18 protein-coding genes and 2 tRNA genes are annotated in these 17407 nt (G+C 38.7%); 10 read left to right on the plus strand and 10 right to left on the minus strand.

All coding sequences use genetic code 11. The features are described 5' to 3' along the window. Positions 1–13: 13 nt before the first annotated feature. Complete coding sequence (locus B5X76_RS07055; protein WP_079642409.1) at positions 14–559, minus strand: hypothetical protein; 546 nt, start codon at positions 557–559, stop codon at positions 14–16. A gap of 422 nt (positions 560–981) precedes the next feature. Here B5X76_RS07055 and B5X76_RS07060 point away from each other — a divergent pair, with 422 nt between their 5' ends. From B5X76_RS07060 to B5X76_RS07085, 6 genes are all read left to right on the plus strand, one after another. Beyond that, positions 982–1464, plus strand: coding sequence for a hypothetical protein (locus B5X76_RS07060; RefSeq protein ID WP_079642410.1), 483 nt, complete (start codon positions 982–984; stop codon positions 1462–1464). Between the two features lie 154 nt (positions 1465–1618). Further along, positions 1619–1945 carry a tetratricopeptide repeat protein gene (locus B5X76_RS07065; RefSeq protein ID WP_079642411.1) on the plus strand — a complete coding sequence of 109 codons (327 nt, stop codon included), beginning with the start codon at positions 1619–1621 and terminating at the stop codon, positions 1943–1945. Positions 1946–1947: 2 nt separating this feature from the next. After that, positions 1948–2937 (plus strand): tetratricopeptide repeat protein, encoded by a 990-nt coding sequence (locus tag B5X76_RS07070; protein WP_079642412.1) that lies wholly within the window; start codon positions 1948–1950, stop codon positions 2935–2937. A 150-nt stretch (positions 2938–3087) separates the two neighbouring features. Next, positions 3088–3312, plus strand: coding sequence for a sensor histidine kinase (locus B5X76_RS07075; RefSeq protein ID WP_139375226.1), 225 nt, complete (start codon positions 3088–3090; stop codon positions 3310–3312). A gap of 244 nt (positions 3313–3556) precedes the next feature. Beyond that, positions 3557–5185: a tetratricopeptide repeat-containing sensor histidine kinase gene (locus B5X76_RS07080; RefSeq protein ID WP_139375227.1), complete on the plus strand. Its 1629-nt coding sequence runs from the start codon at positions 3557–3559 to the stop codon at positions 5183–5185. Between the two features lie 15 nt (positions 5186–5200). Beyond that, positions 5201–5866, plus strand: coding sequence for a response regulator (locus tag B5X76_RS07085; protein ID WP_079642415.1), 666 nt, complete (start codon positions 5201–5203; stop codon positions 5864–5866). A 151-nt stretch (positions 5867–6017) separates the two neighbouring features. Here B5X76_RS07085 and B5X76_RS07090 read toward each other — a convergent pair whose 3' ends face one another. After that, positions 6018–6209 carry a cold-shock protein gene (locus B5X76_RS07090; protein WP_079642416.1) on the minus strand — a complete coding sequence of 64 codons (192 nt, stop codon included), beginning with the start codon at positions 6207–6209 and terminating at the stop codon, positions 6018–6020. A gap of 93 nt (positions 6210–6302) precedes the next feature. After that, positions 6303–6376: transfer RNA gene (locus tag B5X76_RS07095), tRNA-Arg, on the minus strand. Between the two features lie 227 nt (positions 6377–6603). Between B5X76_RS07095 and B5X76_RS07100 the strand changes: the two genes are divergently transcribed. From B5X76_RS07100 to rlmH, 3 genes are all read left to right on the plus strand, one after another. Beyond that, positions 6604–7128 carry a YceI family protein gene (locus B5X76_RS07100; RefSeq protein ID WP_079642417.1) on the plus strand — a complete coding sequence of 175 codons (525 nt, stop codon included), beginning with the start codon at positions 6604–6606 and terminating at the stop codon, positions 7126–7128. Positions 7129–7208: 80 nt separating this feature from the next. After that, a tRNA-Ser gene (locus tag B5X76_RS07105) sits at positions 7209–7293 on the plus strand. A gap of 80 nt (positions 7294–7373) precedes the next feature. Continuing rightward, complete coding sequence (gene rlmH / locus B5X76_RS07110) at positions 7374–7847, plus strand: 23S rRNA (pseudouridine(1915)-N(3))-methyltransferase RlmH (RefSeq protein ID WP_079642418.1); 474 nt, start codon at positions 7374–7376, stop codon at positions 7845–7847. Positions 7848–8217: 370 nt separating this feature from the next. Here rlmH and B5X76_RS07115 read toward each other — a convergent pair whose 3' ends face one another. From B5X76_RS07115 to B5X76_RS07125, 3 genes are read right to left on the minus strand one after another with little or no spacing between them, the layout of a single operon-like run. Next, the gene (locus tag B5X76_RS07115; protein WP_079642419.1) at positions 8218–8679 is read right to left on the minus strand and encodes an NUDIX domain-containing protein; all 462 of its coding nucleotides are present in this window, start codon (positions 8677–8679) and stop codon (positions 8218–8220) included. 1 nt (position 8680) lies between these two features. After that, complete coding sequence (locus B5X76_RS07120) at positions 8681–9496, minus strand: 3-keto-disaccharide hydrolase (RefSeq protein ID WP_079642420.1); 816 nt, start codon at positions 9494–9496, stop codon at positions 8681–8683. A gap of 2 nt (positions 9497–9498) precedes the next feature. After that, positions 9499–10230, minus strand: coding sequence for a hypothetical protein (locus B5X76_RS07125; protein WP_079642421.1), 732 nt, complete (start codon positions 10228–10230; stop codon positions 9499–9501). Between the two features lie 303 nt (positions 10231–10533). On the opposite strand from B5X76_RS07125, the gene B5X76_RS07130 reads away from it, so the two are divergent. Continuing rightward, complete coding sequence (locus B5X76_RS07130; RefSeq protein ID WP_079642422.1) at positions 10534–12951, plus strand: alpha-ketoacid dehydrogenase subunit alpha/beta; 2418 nt, start codon at positions 10534–10536, stop codon at positions 12949–12951. Positions 12952–13010: 59 nt separating this feature from the next. Here the strand turns inward: B5X76_RS07130 and B5X76_RS07135 are convergent, their stop codons facing one another. From B5X76_RS07135 to B5X76_RS07150, 4 genes are all read right to left on the minus strand, one after another. Continuing rightward, positions 13011–13868: an ROK family protein gene (locus B5X76_RS07135; protein ID WP_079642423.1), complete on the minus strand. Its 858-nt coding sequence runs from the start codon at positions 13866–13868 to the stop codon at positions 13011–13013. Further along, a complete protein-coding gene (gene aroC, locus B5X76_RS07140) occupies positions 13855–14952 on the minus strand; it encodes a chorismate synthase (RefSeq protein ID WP_079642424.1) in 1098 nt (365 codons plus the stop codon). Before aroC ends, B5X76_RS07135 begins: the two co-directional genes overlap by 14 nt. A gap of 78 nt (positions 14953–15030) precedes the next feature. Next, a complete protein-coding gene (aroA, locus tag B5X76_RS07145) occupies positions 15031–16278 on the minus strand; it encodes a 3-phosphoshikimate 1-carboxyvinyltransferase (RefSeq protein ID WP_079642425.1) in 1248 nt (415 codons plus the stop codon). Then, positions 16278–17384, minus strand: a complete 1107-nt coding sequence (locus B5X76_RS07150) for a chorismate mutase (RefSeq protein WP_079642426.1) — start codon at positions 17382–17384, stop codon at positions 16278–16280. The genes aroA and B5X76_RS07150 overlap by 1 nt, the downstream gene beginning before the upstream one ends. Between the last annotated feature and the right edge of the window lie 23 nt (positions 17385–17407).

The raw sequence follows: 17407 nt of genomic DNA on the forward strand, positions 1-17407 counted from the left end.
CAAAGGTTTTCCACTATTCTTTTTGCCATTTTTCAAATAGGAAAAACATGGCTCCTATAGCTACGGCTCCGATAGAAAGATATGTGTTTAATGTATGGAGTCCATCCGAAGTCTTCCCTGTTTTTTGACGATAAGATTTGACTACCTCGAAGGATGTTGACTGATTTGCAATTGAAGATTCCTGTTTTTCGGATTTAAGTTGTGTTGGTGTTCGCCAGGTGTCATAAGGTCTCGGACGAAAGTTAATACAGATCGCTAGTAGCTTGTAGATGTCTTCTGACGGATTGGATGTAATGCCCGATACATAGTTTTTTAACGGCCTTAGTTTGTCAAGGTCCATCAAACTGAGCTGATGGAGTACTATATCATAATCCGTTGAGCATGATAGAAATCTTCCAACGGTCTTGTTATCCCCCGGAATGGGGTCTTCTGATAACCGCTGTTTTATCAGTTTACGAAGTTTACCTGTTGACGGATTCTGTAATTCAATAGGTAATCCTCCTACACGTTTTTGTTCTAAAAAATATGCGACTACTTCGCTCTTAAATTGCTCAAACATAAACCAAAATTAATGGAGTATGGCTGTTTAAAATTACGGGAAACCGTAAAAAATCAATGAATAATATAAGCTAAAATGGTTCCGTATCCTTGGAATTTTTTGAATTCGACGGCACTATTGGAATTAATGGTGGAATAAAAGGTACGATTGGAATTACCATTAAATCAGGGGTTAAACTATGCTAGGTTTGCTCTCAGAATCTGGTCTAGGGGTCGCCACGATATTGTTGTGATCTAAAAAAAGATAAGATACTATCGAGAAGATATTGCAGGAACTGTTTGCCGGTTTGGGAAGCAGCATATAGCTCCCGCAATGGACACTCCCACTTCCCAAAAAAATCAGAAGGCCTTCTGAAAACAATGTAGTATTCCGGTGCGCGATGCATCGGAGCTACCCAGTTTTTGACTTTTAATTTTTTTAAAATGTGGGTATTAACCTTAGCGCTACTAGCAGGTAGCTCCTTGAATAATAGTGTGATTTCTAGTTGTCCTAATACAACTGCACAGGCCGTTTATCAGTCGCATCCTGAAAGTGAAATAGGGAAAGTGAAAAGTATTGTAAGGCCCATTCCTCCAGTGATTCGTATGGCAAATATTGACCAAGAAGGTGGTACAGGCGGAGATAAGGGCGGGACACGTCCCCCAGTGAAACCGTTGAAAATGTACTGCTATGTTGACCAAGAAGGTGGTACAGGCGGAGATAAGGGCGGGACACGTCCCCCAGTGAAACCGTTGAAAATGTACGGCTATGTTGACCAAGAAGGTGGTACAGGCGGAGATAAGGGCGGGACACGTCCCCCAGTGAAACCGTTGAAAATGTACAGCTATGTTGACCAAGAAGGTGGTACAGGCGGAGATAAGGGCGGGACACGTCCCCCAGTAAAACCGTTGAAAATGTATTGTTAACTATGAAATAGATTTGTGTAGAGGTATAACGAAATAAAAGGGGGATTCGTCTCCCTTTTATTGGTAAAGGTGCTGTGGTTGATAACGAGATCACGTTATTCGATTCTGAATCGTATAAATAGTGTCTTTTTAGTATCTTGATCAAAAAAAAAAATTGAAAATAAGTGTCGTTTCTTTTCTTCCAATTTTAACTCTGATTTCCTGTCAGAATAAACATGTAACTTCGATCGCAACGAACTCAGTAGAAGATAGTGTCTATATTAAAGCAATGGACTTCCTGGATAAAGGGCAGTCGGACAGTGCTTTTATTCTCTTTGATAAGGCAAAGGATGCTTATCTTGAAGTAAAAGATAGTACATGGGCTGCATTTTGTATGATTCAAATGGCTATAACGTTAACGGAAACGGGGGATTATTTTGGTGCAGAGGAACTGTCCTTTCAAACCTGGAAATACCTAGATCATACGGATACTAGTCATTAAATATGATTAGTTCAAATTACAACAATATAGCTAATGCCACTGGGCAGTTAGGCCATTTTGAAGAAGCGTTGCCCTTTTACGATAAAGCGCTAAATTATGCTACAAATCCAGAGCAGAAAAGAAATATTTTGAATAATAAAGCAATAGTATTATTTGATTTACGACGGTTTGAAGAAGCATTGAAGATATATGAAAAGCTAATAGTAGAAAAGAGAACTAAAAATGTTTCGTATGCTAGAGCGCTGACTAATTATGCGAGCACAAGGTGGCGGGTAGACAAGTCATATAATCCGTTGCCTGATTTTTGGAAGGCCAAGAGTATTAGAGAGGCTAGCCAAGATATGGGCGAACACAGTTCTATTTATTCTCATATGACAGCGTACTATGAAGGACGGAATGTGGATTCAGCAATTTTTTATGCGCGGAAGCGAATGGCTGTAGCTCTACATGTAGAGACGCCCGAAGATCTTCGAAATGCGCTCACGACGTTGATTCGTTTGGAACCTAGTGATTCTTCCAAAGGTTTAATCGACCGTTATAAGCTTTTGCAAGATAGTGTAAATAGCGCAAGGTCACTTTCTAAAAATCAGTTCGCCTCGGTCCGTTATGAAGCTGAGAAAAACAAAGTCGATAATGCACAGTTGAAAAATAGTCTCTCTGAAAAGATACAGAAGATCAATTTACAGCGAGTTTGGGCTTTAATCGGCGGAATCTTTATTTTGTTATTCGTTGTATGGGGATATGTTAGATCAAAACAGCGTAAAGAACGAATGAAGGGAGAAGCTGCCGAACGCATAAAGATAAATGAGTTGCGAACATCGAGAAAGGTACATGATGTTGTAGCTAATGGTCTGTATCGTGTGATGTCGGAAATAACATATGTTGACGTAATAGATAAAGAGGATATATTAGATAAGATCGAAGACATGTACAGTCGGTCTAGGGATATTTCTTATGAAGCGGAGATAGGCAATGAATCCGATTTTTTATAGTTCGACCAGGTTATTAGTAGCTTGTTGAAATCTTTTTCGAGGGTCAAGCATAAAGTATTTATTGTTGGTAATGAGGAGGCAATCTGGGACGGAATGTCAGTAATGGTAAAAGAAGATATATACCTTGTATTAGTGTAACTTATGATCGATATGAGAAAACAAAGTAGAGCTGAGACGGTCTTGGTCCGATTTGTACGGAAAGCACAGTATTTTAACATAACGTATAAGGATAATGGGGGAGGTGTGAAAGAAATTAATGGCAGGAATGGTATTCTGAATACGAAAACCCGTATTCAGGGGATGGGAGGAAAGATTATCTTTGAGAGTAAAGAAGTTGATGGATTGAGAATAAATATTCAGATTCCCGTCATTTAAACCATTTTTTTTATATATAAAAAAGTATCGATTGCTGAAGATCATGAGCTAGCTAATGTATCTGTACCAGCTCCCTCTTTTGCAGATTAGCGTCTGTGGAATTTTAATTCAACTATTTGTGATTTTCGAATGTTATAAATGATTGCGTTTTTAGTATCTTAATCGCAAAATTATAGCTTTGAAAATTGGTGCCGTTTTTTTTCTGTTATTACTGAGTGCGGTTTCATGTCAGTATAGGGAATCTGTGTCGATAAAAACGGAACCTGTCAATGAGTCCTTATATCGAGAAGCATTAAGATTTCTGGATAAAGGTGAGTTGGATAGTGCATTTGTTTTCTTTGACCGCGCTAAGGATTTGTACCTCGATGCTAAGGATGATAATGGTGTCGCATCATGCCTGATTCAAATGGCTATGACACTTTCGGATGTTGGTGATTATTTAGGTGCCCAAGAACTATCTTATCAAGCATTCAAATACCTTAATGTTAAAGATACTACCGAACATCACTTGATCAGTATCAACTATAATAATATTGGCAACGCAACGGCTCAGTTGGATGATTTTGATGAAGCTTTGCGTATTTATGATCAAAGCATTAGGTTCGCAACAGATACGGATCATAAGGAACAGGTCTTAAATAATAAAGCTGTAGTATTATTTGATGTACGACGGTTTAATGAAGCATTGAAAATATATGAAAAGCTAATCGCCGAAAAAAGAACTAAAGATATTTCGTATGCTAGAACGCTGACCAATTATGCAAAGACAAGGTGGCGGGTAGACAAGTCTTATAATCCTTTGCCTGATCTTTGGATGGGCAGGGATATTCGAGAAGAGCTTAAGAATCTTTGGGGACAAAACTCCAGTTATACCCACCTTGCAGAATACTATGAAGATCGGAATATAGACTCTGCAATTTACTATGCGCGAAGACGATTTGATGTAGCGAACCAGTTGAATAGTTGGAAAGATCTTATCAATGCTTTTGCAATGTTGATTCGACTGGAACCTAATGATTCTTCCAAAGGTTTAATCGACCGTTATAAGCTTTTGCAGGATAGTGTAAATAGCGCAAGGTCACTTTCTAAAAATCAGTTCGCTTCTGTCCGTTATGAAGCTGAGAAAAACAAGGTGGATAATGCCCAGTTGAAAAATAGTCTCTCTGAAAAGATACAAAAGATCAATTTACAGCGAGTTTGGGCTTCAATCTGCGGAATATTTGTTTTGTTATTCGTTGTATGGGGATATGTTAGATCAAAACAACGTAAAGAACGAATGAAGGGCGAAGCTGCCGAACGCATAAAGATAAATGAGTTGCGAACATCGAGAAAGGTACATGACGTCGTAGCTAATGGTCTGTATCGTGTGATGTCGGAAATAACATATGTTGAGGTAATAGATAAAGAGGATGTATTAGATAAGATCGAAGATATGTACAATCGGTCTAGGGATATTTCTTATGAAGCGGAGATAGGCAATGAATCCGATCTTTTATCGTTCGACCAGGTTATTAGCAGCTTGTTGAAATCTTTTTCGAGTGTCAAGCATAAAGTATTTATTGTTGGTAATGAAGAGGCAATCTGGGACGGAATGTCAGCAATGGTAAAAGAAGATATATACCGTGTATTACTGGAACTCATGATCGATATGAGAAAACAAAGTAGAGCTGAGACGGTCTTGGTCCGATTTGTACGGAAAGCAAAGTGTTTTAACATAACGTATAAGGATAATGGAGAAGGAGGGAAAGAAATTAATGGCAGGAATGTTATTCTGAATACGGAAACCCGTATTCAGAGGATGGGAGGAAAGATTATCTTTGAAAGTAAGGAAGCTGATGGATTGAGAATAGATATTCAGATTCCTGTCATTTAAACCATTTGATATTTTATGTTAAAAAAAGTATTGATTGCTGAAGATCATGAGTTAGCTAATATATCTGTACAAAAATCATTAAATGATTTTGGGGTCAAGGAGGCTAAATATGTCTACTATTGTGACCATGCTATGGCGTGGCTTAAAAAGGCATCTTTGAAGAAAGAACCGTATGATCTGTTGATTACTGACTTGGGATTTGAAGATGATAATACGGATCAGGAAATCAGACACGGTCTGATATTAATAGAAGCTGCCAAAGCTATCCAGCCGGAGTTAAAAATAATTATCCTTACGGCGGACCGCCGTAATAGCGAAATTGATAACTTGTTAAAATTAGGGGTAGTGAATGGATATGTACGTAAGGCAAGACGGGATGCGCAGTATCTGTTAGAGGCTTTGTGTGCAGTAAATGAAAATAGGCAATATGTTTCACCTGAAAACGGCCAAAAGTATTTTGGTAAAAATAGTTACGAGTTTAGTAGACAGGATATTGCAATTATATCTCTGTTGGCGGAGGGGGTAGCACAGAAGAATATACCGGTTTATCTCCAACAAAGGAATATTAGGCCCTGGGGATTGAGTAGTATTGAAAAAAGTCTTCGGCAAATGAAGGATATATTAGGAGTAGGTAAGAATGAACAGTTGGTCGCATATTGTAAAGATATTGGCCTCATATAACATAAGGGTACTTCCATACTCAACAAAATGGAAAAATTAATTTTGATACCATTGACTTTTTTAATCATTTGATATCCCTAAGAAAAGACAATAAAAAAAGGATAGACTGTAACAGTCTATCCTTTTTATAAGAAAGTATTGTTGTAATATATTATGCTAATTGCACGTTAACCGCATTGATACCTCTTTGAGTTCTTTCAGTGTCGAAAGTTACAACGTCACCTTCGGATACTTGGCTTTTTAGAGCAGATACGTGTACAAATACATCTGCGCTTCCATCTTCTGGAGTAATAAAACCAAACCCTTTAGTTTCATTGAAAAATTTAATTTTGCCTTTGTTCATTATATTTTAATTTAACACTCGCAAGGTAAGTATAATAAATGAATAATCATGCAATAAAAAAAAATACTCTAAACATTTGTTTAGAGTATTATGTACGCCCATCAGGATTCGAACCTGAGACCGACGGTTTAGAAAACCGTTGCTCTATCCAGCTGAGCTATGGGCGCCTGTCTTTCAGTGCAACAAAAGTAGCGTTTTGGATGTCAAATACAAAATATTTGTTCTTTTTTTTATAGCGTATATAATAACTGCTTGCATGACAGTTGTATAATTTATCTTAAAATCTTAATGTAGGTTAAGAGTAAAGTTTTTTTAGCTATTTACCTTTGTATTGTTAAGAACAAAAACAAGAAAAATTAGTTTATTACATTAACAAGTTATATAAAATAGTATTATGGCAACATGGAATTTGGACACGGCGCACAGTGAAATTGAATTTAAAGTGCGTCACATGATGATCTCTACAGTAAAAGGACAATTCAAAAATTTTGAAGTATCCATTAATAGTGAGTCTGATGATATCTCGAAAGGAACAGTGAGTGTAAAAATAGACACGACCTCTCTAGATACTAAAAATGAGCAAAGAGACCAACACTTGAAAAGCAGTGATTTTTTTGACGCAACAGAATTTCCTACTATTACGTTTGTATCAACTTCGGTCGTAGGAGATGTACAAGACGAGTTTAAGATTAATGGCGACTTAACTGTGAAAGGAATTACTAAACCGATCGTAGTCAAAGCCGAATTTGGTGGGATAGCGAAAGATCCTTGGGGAAATGAAAAAGTTGGGTATACCGTAAAAGGAGCTATTAATCGATCTGATTTTGGACTGACATGGAATGCAGCATTGGAGACAGGTGGGGTAATGGTCTCTGAAGAGGTGAAGTTTGAGGGGGAATTGCAATTTGTAAAAAGCTAATAATCAGCGTTTGTTGCGCTTCAGGAGCGCTTTTTTGAAATAAATTTTGGAAATCAAGGTAGAATTTCTACTTTTGTGGCGGAGAGCTGGCAGAGTGGTCGAATGCGGCGGTCTTGAAAACCGTTAACTGTCACAGGTTCGGGGGTTCGAATCCCTCGCTCTCCGCAGAAAAACCTTCATCGAAAGATGAAGGTTTTTTGCGTTTTACTGTCTCTTATTTTTGTTTTTTATTTGCAATTTTGAATATGAAGATTAGTTTGCTATGTATCGGAAAGACGGATGATAAGTTTATTCAGGAAGGAATTGATAAATATCTTAAGCGCCTGAAGCATTATGTGTCGTTTACGATAGGGATACTGCCGGATGTAAAGAATGTGAAGAGTATGTCTGAGGCACAACAAATGGATAAGGAAGGGGAGCTATTCTTTAAAAATTTGAACAATACGGATTATGTAGTTCTTTTGGATGAAAAGGGAAAAGAATTTAGATCTATTGAATTCTCCGAATATTTGGAGCAAAAGATGGTCGGGAGTGTACAACATGTAGTTTTTCTTATTGGCGGACCGTATGGGTTTGCTCCTAAAGTGAAAGAACGCTCAAATGCGAGCATGTCCCTTTCGAAGTTGACATTCTCGCATCAGATGGTTCGCTTATTTTTTGTGGAGCAGGTTTATAGGGCTTTTTCGATTATGAAGGGAGAACCCTATCATCATGAATAGTTTGTGGATTTAGTATATTCTTTGCATCTTTAAATAAAGACAATATTGTTATGGATAAGTATAAGAGAGATTATAGATTTAAAAGCGATGAGGGAGAACGAAGTCTTAAATGGTTGATTGTCGTTTGTGGGATTGTGATTGCTGCAGTAGCTTATTTCCTCAGTTAAAACAGATAAGTGGATATAAAATAAGGCGATATTTGGGATATCGCCTTAAAATCACACTAACTATAAATGTCGCTCCCAGAAAGGGGCTTCATTTGTGATAATCAAGCACCATATACTGGTAGGCATGATTTCAGTGTTATAAAAATATAAATCATTTTTAGAATAATCAAGCTTTTTTGAAAATAAAAAAATAGGAATAAAACCTAGCTGTTAGATTGGTATTCTGCTTTTTTGTAACTTTCCCAGGCTACTTGATCCGTTTTAAAAGTAAGGTGATCGCTATGTAATTCGTGGCAATCGATTAATCTAAAGACTTCCTCTTTATCTTGTGTATTAAGCGTCTTAAAATTCATAGGATGCTCCTGGAGAGGAATTGTTAATGGACCTAGTGCCTTCACCAAATAATAGACAGATAAAATCTGACTGCTATTGAAGCTTGATTTCTCATAAAAATCGGTTGTATACAAATGTTTGACTACTTCGATCTCTAGATTGCATTCTTCTATAAACTCCCGCTTTAAAGCATCTAACAATCCTTCACCATATTCTAAGCCTCCTCCGGGAAATTTAGTAAAAGATACACTTTGCGTACGTTCGTCACTCACTAATACTCTATTCTGTGCATCGATCAATATTCCATACACCCTTACATTGAACATGTACATACTACTTATCTTTTATTTTATTCTTGGGGGTTAAATCTTTGATGAATATATTTCTGAATTCTACAGGTTGTCCTTCACTTTGAAGCGCAATGAATCCGCTTTTTAGGGCTTTCCCATCAATTTTCATTCGAGGGTCAAAGTTGTTTACAACAGCCCCTCCAATATGAGGTTTGCTATAGGAGAGTACAGTGTCTCCCTCAATGATGTGGTGAATGATGGAATCTCCTAATACGATAAGCTCTGCTTTGACCCATTGGTCGCCATCATAGGTCTTGGATTTTGAATCGATGCAATGAGTTGTCAACAGTTTATCTTGGTAATATATATGCGTGCCGGGTGAGCACATGTTGCCGGTAGGTCTTGGCTTACCATCGCTCAGGCCTCCGAGAAACTGCATTTCAACAGAAATAGGCCAGTCTTGCTCGGCAGGCATTGTTTTAGGATCTTGTGAATGAAACATAATACCGCTGTTACGCAAGGTATAAGAGGGAGCTCCTGGATACAAATCACCGTAGAATCGGTATTCTAATTTTAAATGATAATTGGTAAATGGTACATCATAATAAAGATGCCCAAACCTATTGTCATAAGATTTGCCATAACCGTCATAATTCACTTGGATAACATCATTACTCACGCGAAAAGTATTCGCGAAATTGTTTCCACTCTCGTAAGGATAAATCTTCGCTGTCCAGTTTTTTAGGTCTTTACCATTGAAGAGAGAGTGCCACCCATTATCGACCTGACGTTGTGATGCGCAGGAGGCTGTCAAAAGTCCGAAAGCAAAAAGTGAAATTTTATGGTAGGTTTTAAGCATGATTAAATTTCCTGAAATCCATTTTTTATAGACATTTCGTCAATGAACAAAAAGGAGTAGTGTCTAGGAAGAAACCATGCTACCGTGCTCCCTATTTGTTGGAAGTCTTGTTCATTGGCAAACTGAGCCGGTGTAAAGTTGAAAACTAAATCTTGTTTGACCTGTGATTCATCTTCGAAATTACGGGCGATCAACATTGTTTTCGGTATATTAATTCCTGCGTGTTTTAGAAATTCGCGGAGTTGTTTCCGGATGTATTTTGGTAGTATAGCATCCGAAGGCTGACCTATTAATACTTTTTCGTCGTTGCCAATTACTACATTTTCTCTGTGATTGGAGAAAATACTGTCATCACTATAGAAGCTGTCATTTAACTCAAAATTGGCAATATCTCCATAAGTAAATATCCAATCAGGCTGTTCATTTTGTGCGTTGATTACAATACCGAAACCCTGTAATAAAAGTGTTGGAAGTTGCTTGCTGATTACAAAAGCATGAAAATGCTCATTTGATGTAACAGTCTCTAGCTGAACATAAGGGAAACCATCGCTCGCGATAATTACTTCAGGATTACCTAGTTTAAGGTTGGCATCAGCAATATTCTCGAGAAAAGTTGCTATCCATTTTTGATCGCGCTCAACAATCGGAGTTTGAATCAAAGTATTTATTATTACCGTCTTTTCTAAGTCCCCTAAGCCTATTTCGGTATTGTCTGCACTATTTTTCAAATTCATTAATGTGTTATTATTACGTTAAGTTGCGTTTAAAAGTACATAATAATACTGTATATTCTAAAGCCTGTTTAAAATTTACTTAATATTATAGGTTTAGATATCGGGTTCTATAACTGGTATTTTGAGGGAGTAGAGAGGAATCTGAGCTATGGTTAAAAAGGAAGTCTTTGTAGTACTTAAAATGGCTCAGAAGTTAAGATTGGAGATGTAGATCTAAATAGCTAATGAAAGTGATTAATATTACTAATACTTATATTGTAAGAACTAAATTTGCTACTTTTGCTAAAACAGAACATTAAATTAATGATAGATACTGATTTAAAAGTTTCCGTAGATTTATCTACTTCTAAATTAAGTTTTGATGATTTTCGTCAAATCATTAAGGCGGATTATGAATTTGCCGTACAGAGTAGGGTAGTGAGTCTATTGGGACGTAAGGAGGTACTGACAGGTAAAGCTAAATTTGGTATTTTTGGAGATGGAAAGGAGCTCGCCCAAATTGCGTTGGCGAAGGTTTTTGAGATTGGAGATTGGCGCTCCGGTTATTATAGGGATCAGACATTTGCTTTTGTATCAGGTATAACGACCATTTATCATTTTTTCTCCCAACTATATGCGCATCCAGATCTTGAGGCTGACACTTCGTCCGGGGGCAGACAGATGGTTGCCCATTTTTCGACGAATTTATTGGATGAGAACGGGAACTGGAAGGATCAAACATTGACAAAAAACTCCTTTTCCGATATCTCGACCACAGGGGGGCAAATGGCACGATCAATGGGGCTGGGGCTTGCATCAAAATTATACCGTAATAATAAAGATCTCTCTTATTTGAAGTACTTTTCGAATAATGGGAATGAAGTTGTATTCTGTAACATCGGTAATGCTGCTACTTCTGAAGGAGTATTCTGGGAAGTAATTAATGCTGCTGGCGTGCATCAAATACCAGCAGTCATATCTATTTGGGACGATGGTTATGGTATATCTGTGCCAAATTCAATCCAGACAACTAAGGGGGATATTTCGGAAGTACTGAAAGGGTTTCAGCGGGATGAAAATGGCGAGGGATTTGAGATTTTTAAAGTAAACGGTTGGGATTATCCTGGGCTGTGTGAAACCTATGAAAAGGCGGCCAAGATAGCTCGTGAAGAGCATAGACCCTGTATTGTACATGTTACAGAATTAACCCAGCCGCAGGGACACTCCTCGTCAGGATCGCATGAACGTTATAAAACGAAGGCACGTTTAGTTTGGGAAGTTGATTATGATTGTAATGTCAAAATGCGCCAATGGATATTAGATGCAGGGATAGCCACGGATGAAGAACTGATAGAAATAGAGGAAAAGGCAAAAGGATTTGTAAGAGAGGAGCAGCGTAGGGCTTGGTCTGATTATAGAAAGATGCTTCAGGCTGAGTTGGAGGAGGCGGTTTCATTACTTTCAGAGATTAAAGACGAAGTGGTTGAATTGCCGTTGAAGACCTTGATTAGTTCGTCTGAGGCGTCGTTAAAGGAAATATATTCTACGGTAAGGCAGGTGTTGAGAGAGCTTCGTTTTAAAGACTCTCCACAAAGGGAAGCATTGTTGTTGTGGTATCAAGATAAGCAGATCTTAAATGAAGATCGATATAATAGTACATTGTATGTGGAGTCGGATACAAGTCCATTTAACGTTGCTGTAGTCGATGCTGAATACGATCAAGATTCAACTGTCGTAGATGGGCGAGAGGTGCTGAATGCTTGTTTTGAAGCTAATTTTAGTAGAGACGAACGAATATTAGCTTTTGGTGAGGATGTTGGTAAGATTGGGGATGTGAATCAGGGATTCGCTGGTTTGCAGGAGAAGTTTGGTGAAATGCGCGTCTTTGATACAGGAATTAGAGAATCTACTATTATCGGGAAGGGGATAGGTCTGGCTGTGCGTGGACTGCGTCCCATCGCAGAGATACAGTATTTAGATTACTTATTGTACGCGATACCTGTGCTAAGTGACGATTTAGCCTCTTTGGGATATCGTACTAAAGGTCAACAGAAAGCACCACTTATTATACGTACACGAGGACATCGTCTAGAAGGGGTTTGGCATTCAGGATCACCCATGACGGTTTTATTAGGAGCTTTGCGTGGAATTCATATCTGTGTGCCACGGAATATGACGCAGGCGGCGGGGATGTATAATACATTATTGAAATCGGATGATCCGGCTTTAGTTATAGAATGTCTTAATGGTTATCGCCTGAAGGAGAAGATGCCAAATAATGTAGGTGAATTTACGGTACCTTTAGGAATTGCTGAATTATTGCGGTCTGGTACCGACGTGACGGTTGTATCGTATGGATCAACCCTTAGATTAGTGCAAGAAGCTGCTTTAGAATTGGATAAAATCGGAATTTCTATTGAGATCATTGATGCGCAGTGTCTTCAACCATTTGACAAAGAACATATCTGTGCAACTTCTTTAAAAAAGACTAATCGTCTTCTTGTGGTGGATGAGGATGTGCCTGGTGGTGCCAGTGCTTTTATATTGCAGCAGATTCTAGAAGAACAAGGTGGATATTACCATTTGGAAAGCAAACCTTTAACTTTAAGCGCGAAAGCTCATAGACCTCCATATGGTTCTGATGGTGATTACTTTACAAAACCATCCGTGGATGATATCATAGAGTCGGTATATAAGATTATGAATGATGTAAATCCCCAACAATTTCCATCATTGTTTTAAAAATATCTACTTTCCATAGCTTTGTTATTTAGTAACTTAGCTATGGAAAGTAGATGTCATTATTCAAATAGGGAAGCTGCCCCTATTAATGCTGCTTTCTCTTCGTATTCTCCGATGCGGATATTGAAATCAACAAATGAATTATCTTTATTGATGATCCCCCAAGCTTTGGCAATATTTCCGCCGATAACATAATTATTGCAATGATGTCTACCGGAAAAGAAAGTTAAAAATTGATGCAAGTTGGTACGATATTCTATCATTAGAGACTGAAAGAAATCTGTTTGATTGTGCTTCTGTATGATTTCTTTGAAACCAGGCTCTCGTAGGCCGGATAGTTCCTCAAAGCGTTTGGTGAACCAGCGAGTCACTAGGTATTCTTCAAAGATACTATCCTTATAAGGAGTATTCCATAAATTGGCATCGTAAGCTTTAGCTCCTTGTTGCCAAATGGCACTCCCCAGTCCAGTACCTAATGTAATTCCTAAGATGCAGTTTTCCTGATGGCGACCAGTAGCGAAAATTTCTCCCTGTAAAAACGCGGCAGCATCATTGATGTAGCGTATTTCGAGTGAAGGAGACTCCAATTCCTCACGCAAAGCGGAAGTAATATCAAGCTTGTAAAGGCTGTCATATTTGTTTTGTCCTTTCATTAACGAAATACCCTCTTCATAATCGAAAGGACCAGGCATAGCGATACCGATTTGATTTATAGGCTTATTGAAGTGCGAGATAGACTCTTTGATTGCACTTGTCCAGCTTTGAAAAATCGATTTAGCATTTTCGGAAGAATTAACTTCTGTACGGGTGATAGTCTCGGAAAGAATTGACCATGTACCACAAGCGACAATAGCGGAGGTAATGTGTGTACCTCCGATATCGCAAGCTAATATATATGTAGACTTACTTTGTGACATTTAAGTATGCGTTGTATTTTAATAGGTGATCAGCAATGACAAGAGCGGCCATGGCTTCGACGATAATAACAGCTCGAGGCACAACGCAGGGGTCATGCCTTCCTTTGCCTGATATCACGGTTTCTTCGCCTGCCTCATTTAATGTAGGCTGGTCACGCATGATTGTTGCAACGGGTTTGAATGCAACTTTGAAAGTGACATCCATACCATTGGATATCCCGCCCTGTATGCCTCCTGAGTAGTTTGTGCGTGTTATGGTTTTATCAGCTTCTTTGACAAATATATCGTTGTGTTCAGAACCTTTTAATCTAGAACCGTCAAAGCCAGATCCATATTCAAAACCGTGTACAGCATTAATACCCATCATTGCTTTGGCTAAATCGGCGTGTAGTTTGTCAAATACTGGTTCGCCTAATCCTACAGGTAAATTATGGATAATCGTCGATATACGTCCGCCAACCGTATCACCTGCTTTACGAATGCCATCAATATACTCTATCATCTCGTTGGCGGTGGCTGGGTCAGCGCAGCGGACAATATTGGACTCACGTAGTTCTAGTAGATTGTTTAGGTCTGAATTGTCTAGATTTGGAGATTCGATCGAGCCGACTCCTGACACGTGTGCGAATATGGTTATGCCCTGCTGTTTTAAGAACAATTTAGCTATAGCACCAGCTGCTACGCGCGCTGCCGTCTCTCTCGCTGAGGAACGGCCTCCGCCTCGGTAGTCGCGTATTCCATATTTCATCTGATAGGTATAGTCTGCATGCGAAGGACGAAACTTATCACTGATATGAGAATAATCTTTGGAGCGCTGATCTTCGTTTGGTATAACGATAGCTATTGGCGTGCCTGTAGATTTACCTTCAAATATACCAGATAGAATCTGTGCAGTATCACTCTCTTTACGTTGTGTGGTAATCTTAGATTGACCAGGGCGTCTCTTATCCAACTCAGACTGAATAAATGCTTCGTCAATTACTATGTTTGAAGGACAACCGTCCAATATAACACCTATCGCAGCGCCGTGGGATTCGCCGAAAGTAGTTATTCTGAATAGATCTCCAAATGAATTTCCCGCCATAATTTAATTAATTGAGGTAAATATATTAAATCGTCTATACTTTAGCGAAAAAATATAGACGATATATCTGATAATTATTTAGGATATGAAGAATCCTTGATTTCGAAGGTCTTCCCAAAATGTAGGATAAGACTTTTCGACTACTTGAGGTTCTTCAATGATGATGTTTTTAAAAAACAATGCTAGAGGAGCAAATGCCATAGCCATGCGATGATCTTCGTAGGTTTTTATGGTAATAGTGCCAGGGTCTGCTACCTTTTGCGTGTCTAGGTGGTAGTTAATCCCATCTTCCTCCAATCGGGCACCATATTTGGAGATTTCTTGTTGCAAGGCGGCGATACGGTCTGTCTCCTTAATCCTTAGGGTCTCTAATCCCGTGAATGAAATGTTTTGCTTTAGTGCTGAAGCGACAACAACGACAGTCTGAGCTAAGTCTGGACATGATTTGAAGTCAAATATTGTCTTGTTAGATACGGCGTCTGTTTTTTCAAGATAGATACCATCGGCTTCAAATGTGGTCTTAACTCCGAAATGTGTCATGATATCTGCTATGGCTATATCTCCTTGCAAACTGTTCTTTTTGAGTCCTGGCAATCGAATTGAACCATTTTTGGATAAAGCGATGATAGCATACCAATATGAAGCTGCACTCCAGTCGGGTTCGATATATAAGATACTTTCTTGTGCTTGCTGTGCTCGTATCTGAATACTGTTCTCAACCCACAGATGTTTGATACCAACTTCGCTCAGCATATTTAATGTCATAGTCACATAAGGTAAGGATGTAAGCTCGCCTTCAATCTCTAGAGTAAGCCCTTTTTCTAACGCCGAGGCTATCAAAAGAAGTGATGATATATATTGACTACTTACATCTCCTTCTATCTTTACAGATTCTTGGGTTTGAATCAATGGACCACGGATTCGTAATGGGGGATAGCCCTCATGTTGATCGTATTGAATGTCTGTCCCTATGCTATTCAATGCGCTAACAAGAATACCTATAGGGCGTTGTTGCATTCTTGAAGTTCCTGTCAATATAAACTCGCTTTGGAGTAGGTTGAGATAAGACGTTAAAAATCGCATAGCCGTACCTGCTGGACCAATATTTATAGTTTTAACGCTATTTTGGGCCTTATGCGCAGTTTTTAAAGCCTTAGTTAGTAATAATGTGTCGTCGGCACTGGAAAGATTTTGTATAGTAACTTTTCCTTGGCTAATGGCTTGGATAATAAGCGCGCGATTGCTCTCCGATTTTGAACCGGTGAGCTGTACCACGCCACTTATTTCCTTTGTTGGATGCGAGAGCTTAATGCTTGCTTGCTCCATTATGCCTCCGCATTTACTTTTGTGTTCATGATCTCATTCTGCTTACGAATAGATTCATTGTGCAATAGTTCTAAGTATTTGACGGTGAAATCTTCGCTAAGGTTCAAAGCTTTTGCTAACTGTACTCGTTTTTGGACGATTTCATCCCAACGTGAAACTTGTAAGATCGTAACGTGATTGTCGCGTTTGTATTCACCTATCTTTTCAGCTATCTTCATACGATCACCAATTTGTTTGATTATCTGATCGTCCAATTTGTCTATTTGCTGACGTAACTCGGCTAGTTTATCGTCAAATGCAGGATTGTTAGATGCAGCATGGCGAATTGAAAGATTGTCCAATAAATCTGAAAGTGCCGATGGTGTTACTTGTTGTTTGGCATCGGTCCAGGCCACAGAAGGATCGATATGTGACTCGATGATAAGTCCCTGCATATCCATATCCATTGCTTTTTGAGTAATGTATGGGATTAATTCTCTATTGCCACAGATATGACTTGGGTCATTTATAATAGGTAATTCAGGAGCAATTGTTTTCAACTGAATTGCAATATCCCACATCGGTTCATTACGGAATGCTGTCTTTTCGAATGATGAAAAACCTCTATGGATAGCTCCTAGTTTTTTAATACCAGCACCATTGATACGCTCTAATGCACCAATCCATAAGGAAAGATCAGGGTTGACTGGATTTTTAACTAAAACAGGAATGTCTACCCCCTTTAATGCGTCCGCAATCTCTTGAACTGTGAATGGATTTGCAGTTGAACGCGCACCTACCCATAGCACATCAACCCCTGCTGCCAATGCTTCTTCAACGTGTTTTGCCGTAGCAACCTCTGTTGCTGTAAGTAAGCCAGTTTCTTCTTTTGCTCTTTTTAACCATTGTAAACCGATACTACCAATTCCCTCGAATTCCCCTGGACGGGTGCGGGGTTTCCAGATACCTGCACGAAGGATATTTACCTTTCCTGTATTTGCTAAAAGGTGAGCCGTAGAAACAAGTTGTTCTTCAGTTTCGGCACTGCATGGTCCAGCTATTATTAAGGGTTTGTCCCCGATGTTGATCCAAGATTGTAAAGGAAGGATGTCTAATGAATGTTTCATTTTATTTTCAATTTTTTAATTTT

It is taken from the genome of Sphingobacterium nematocida, from assembly GCF_900168125.1.
Lineage (GTDB): Bacteria > Bacteroidota > Bacteroidia > Sphingobacteriales > Sphingobacteriaceae > Sphingobacterium > Sphingobacterium nematocida.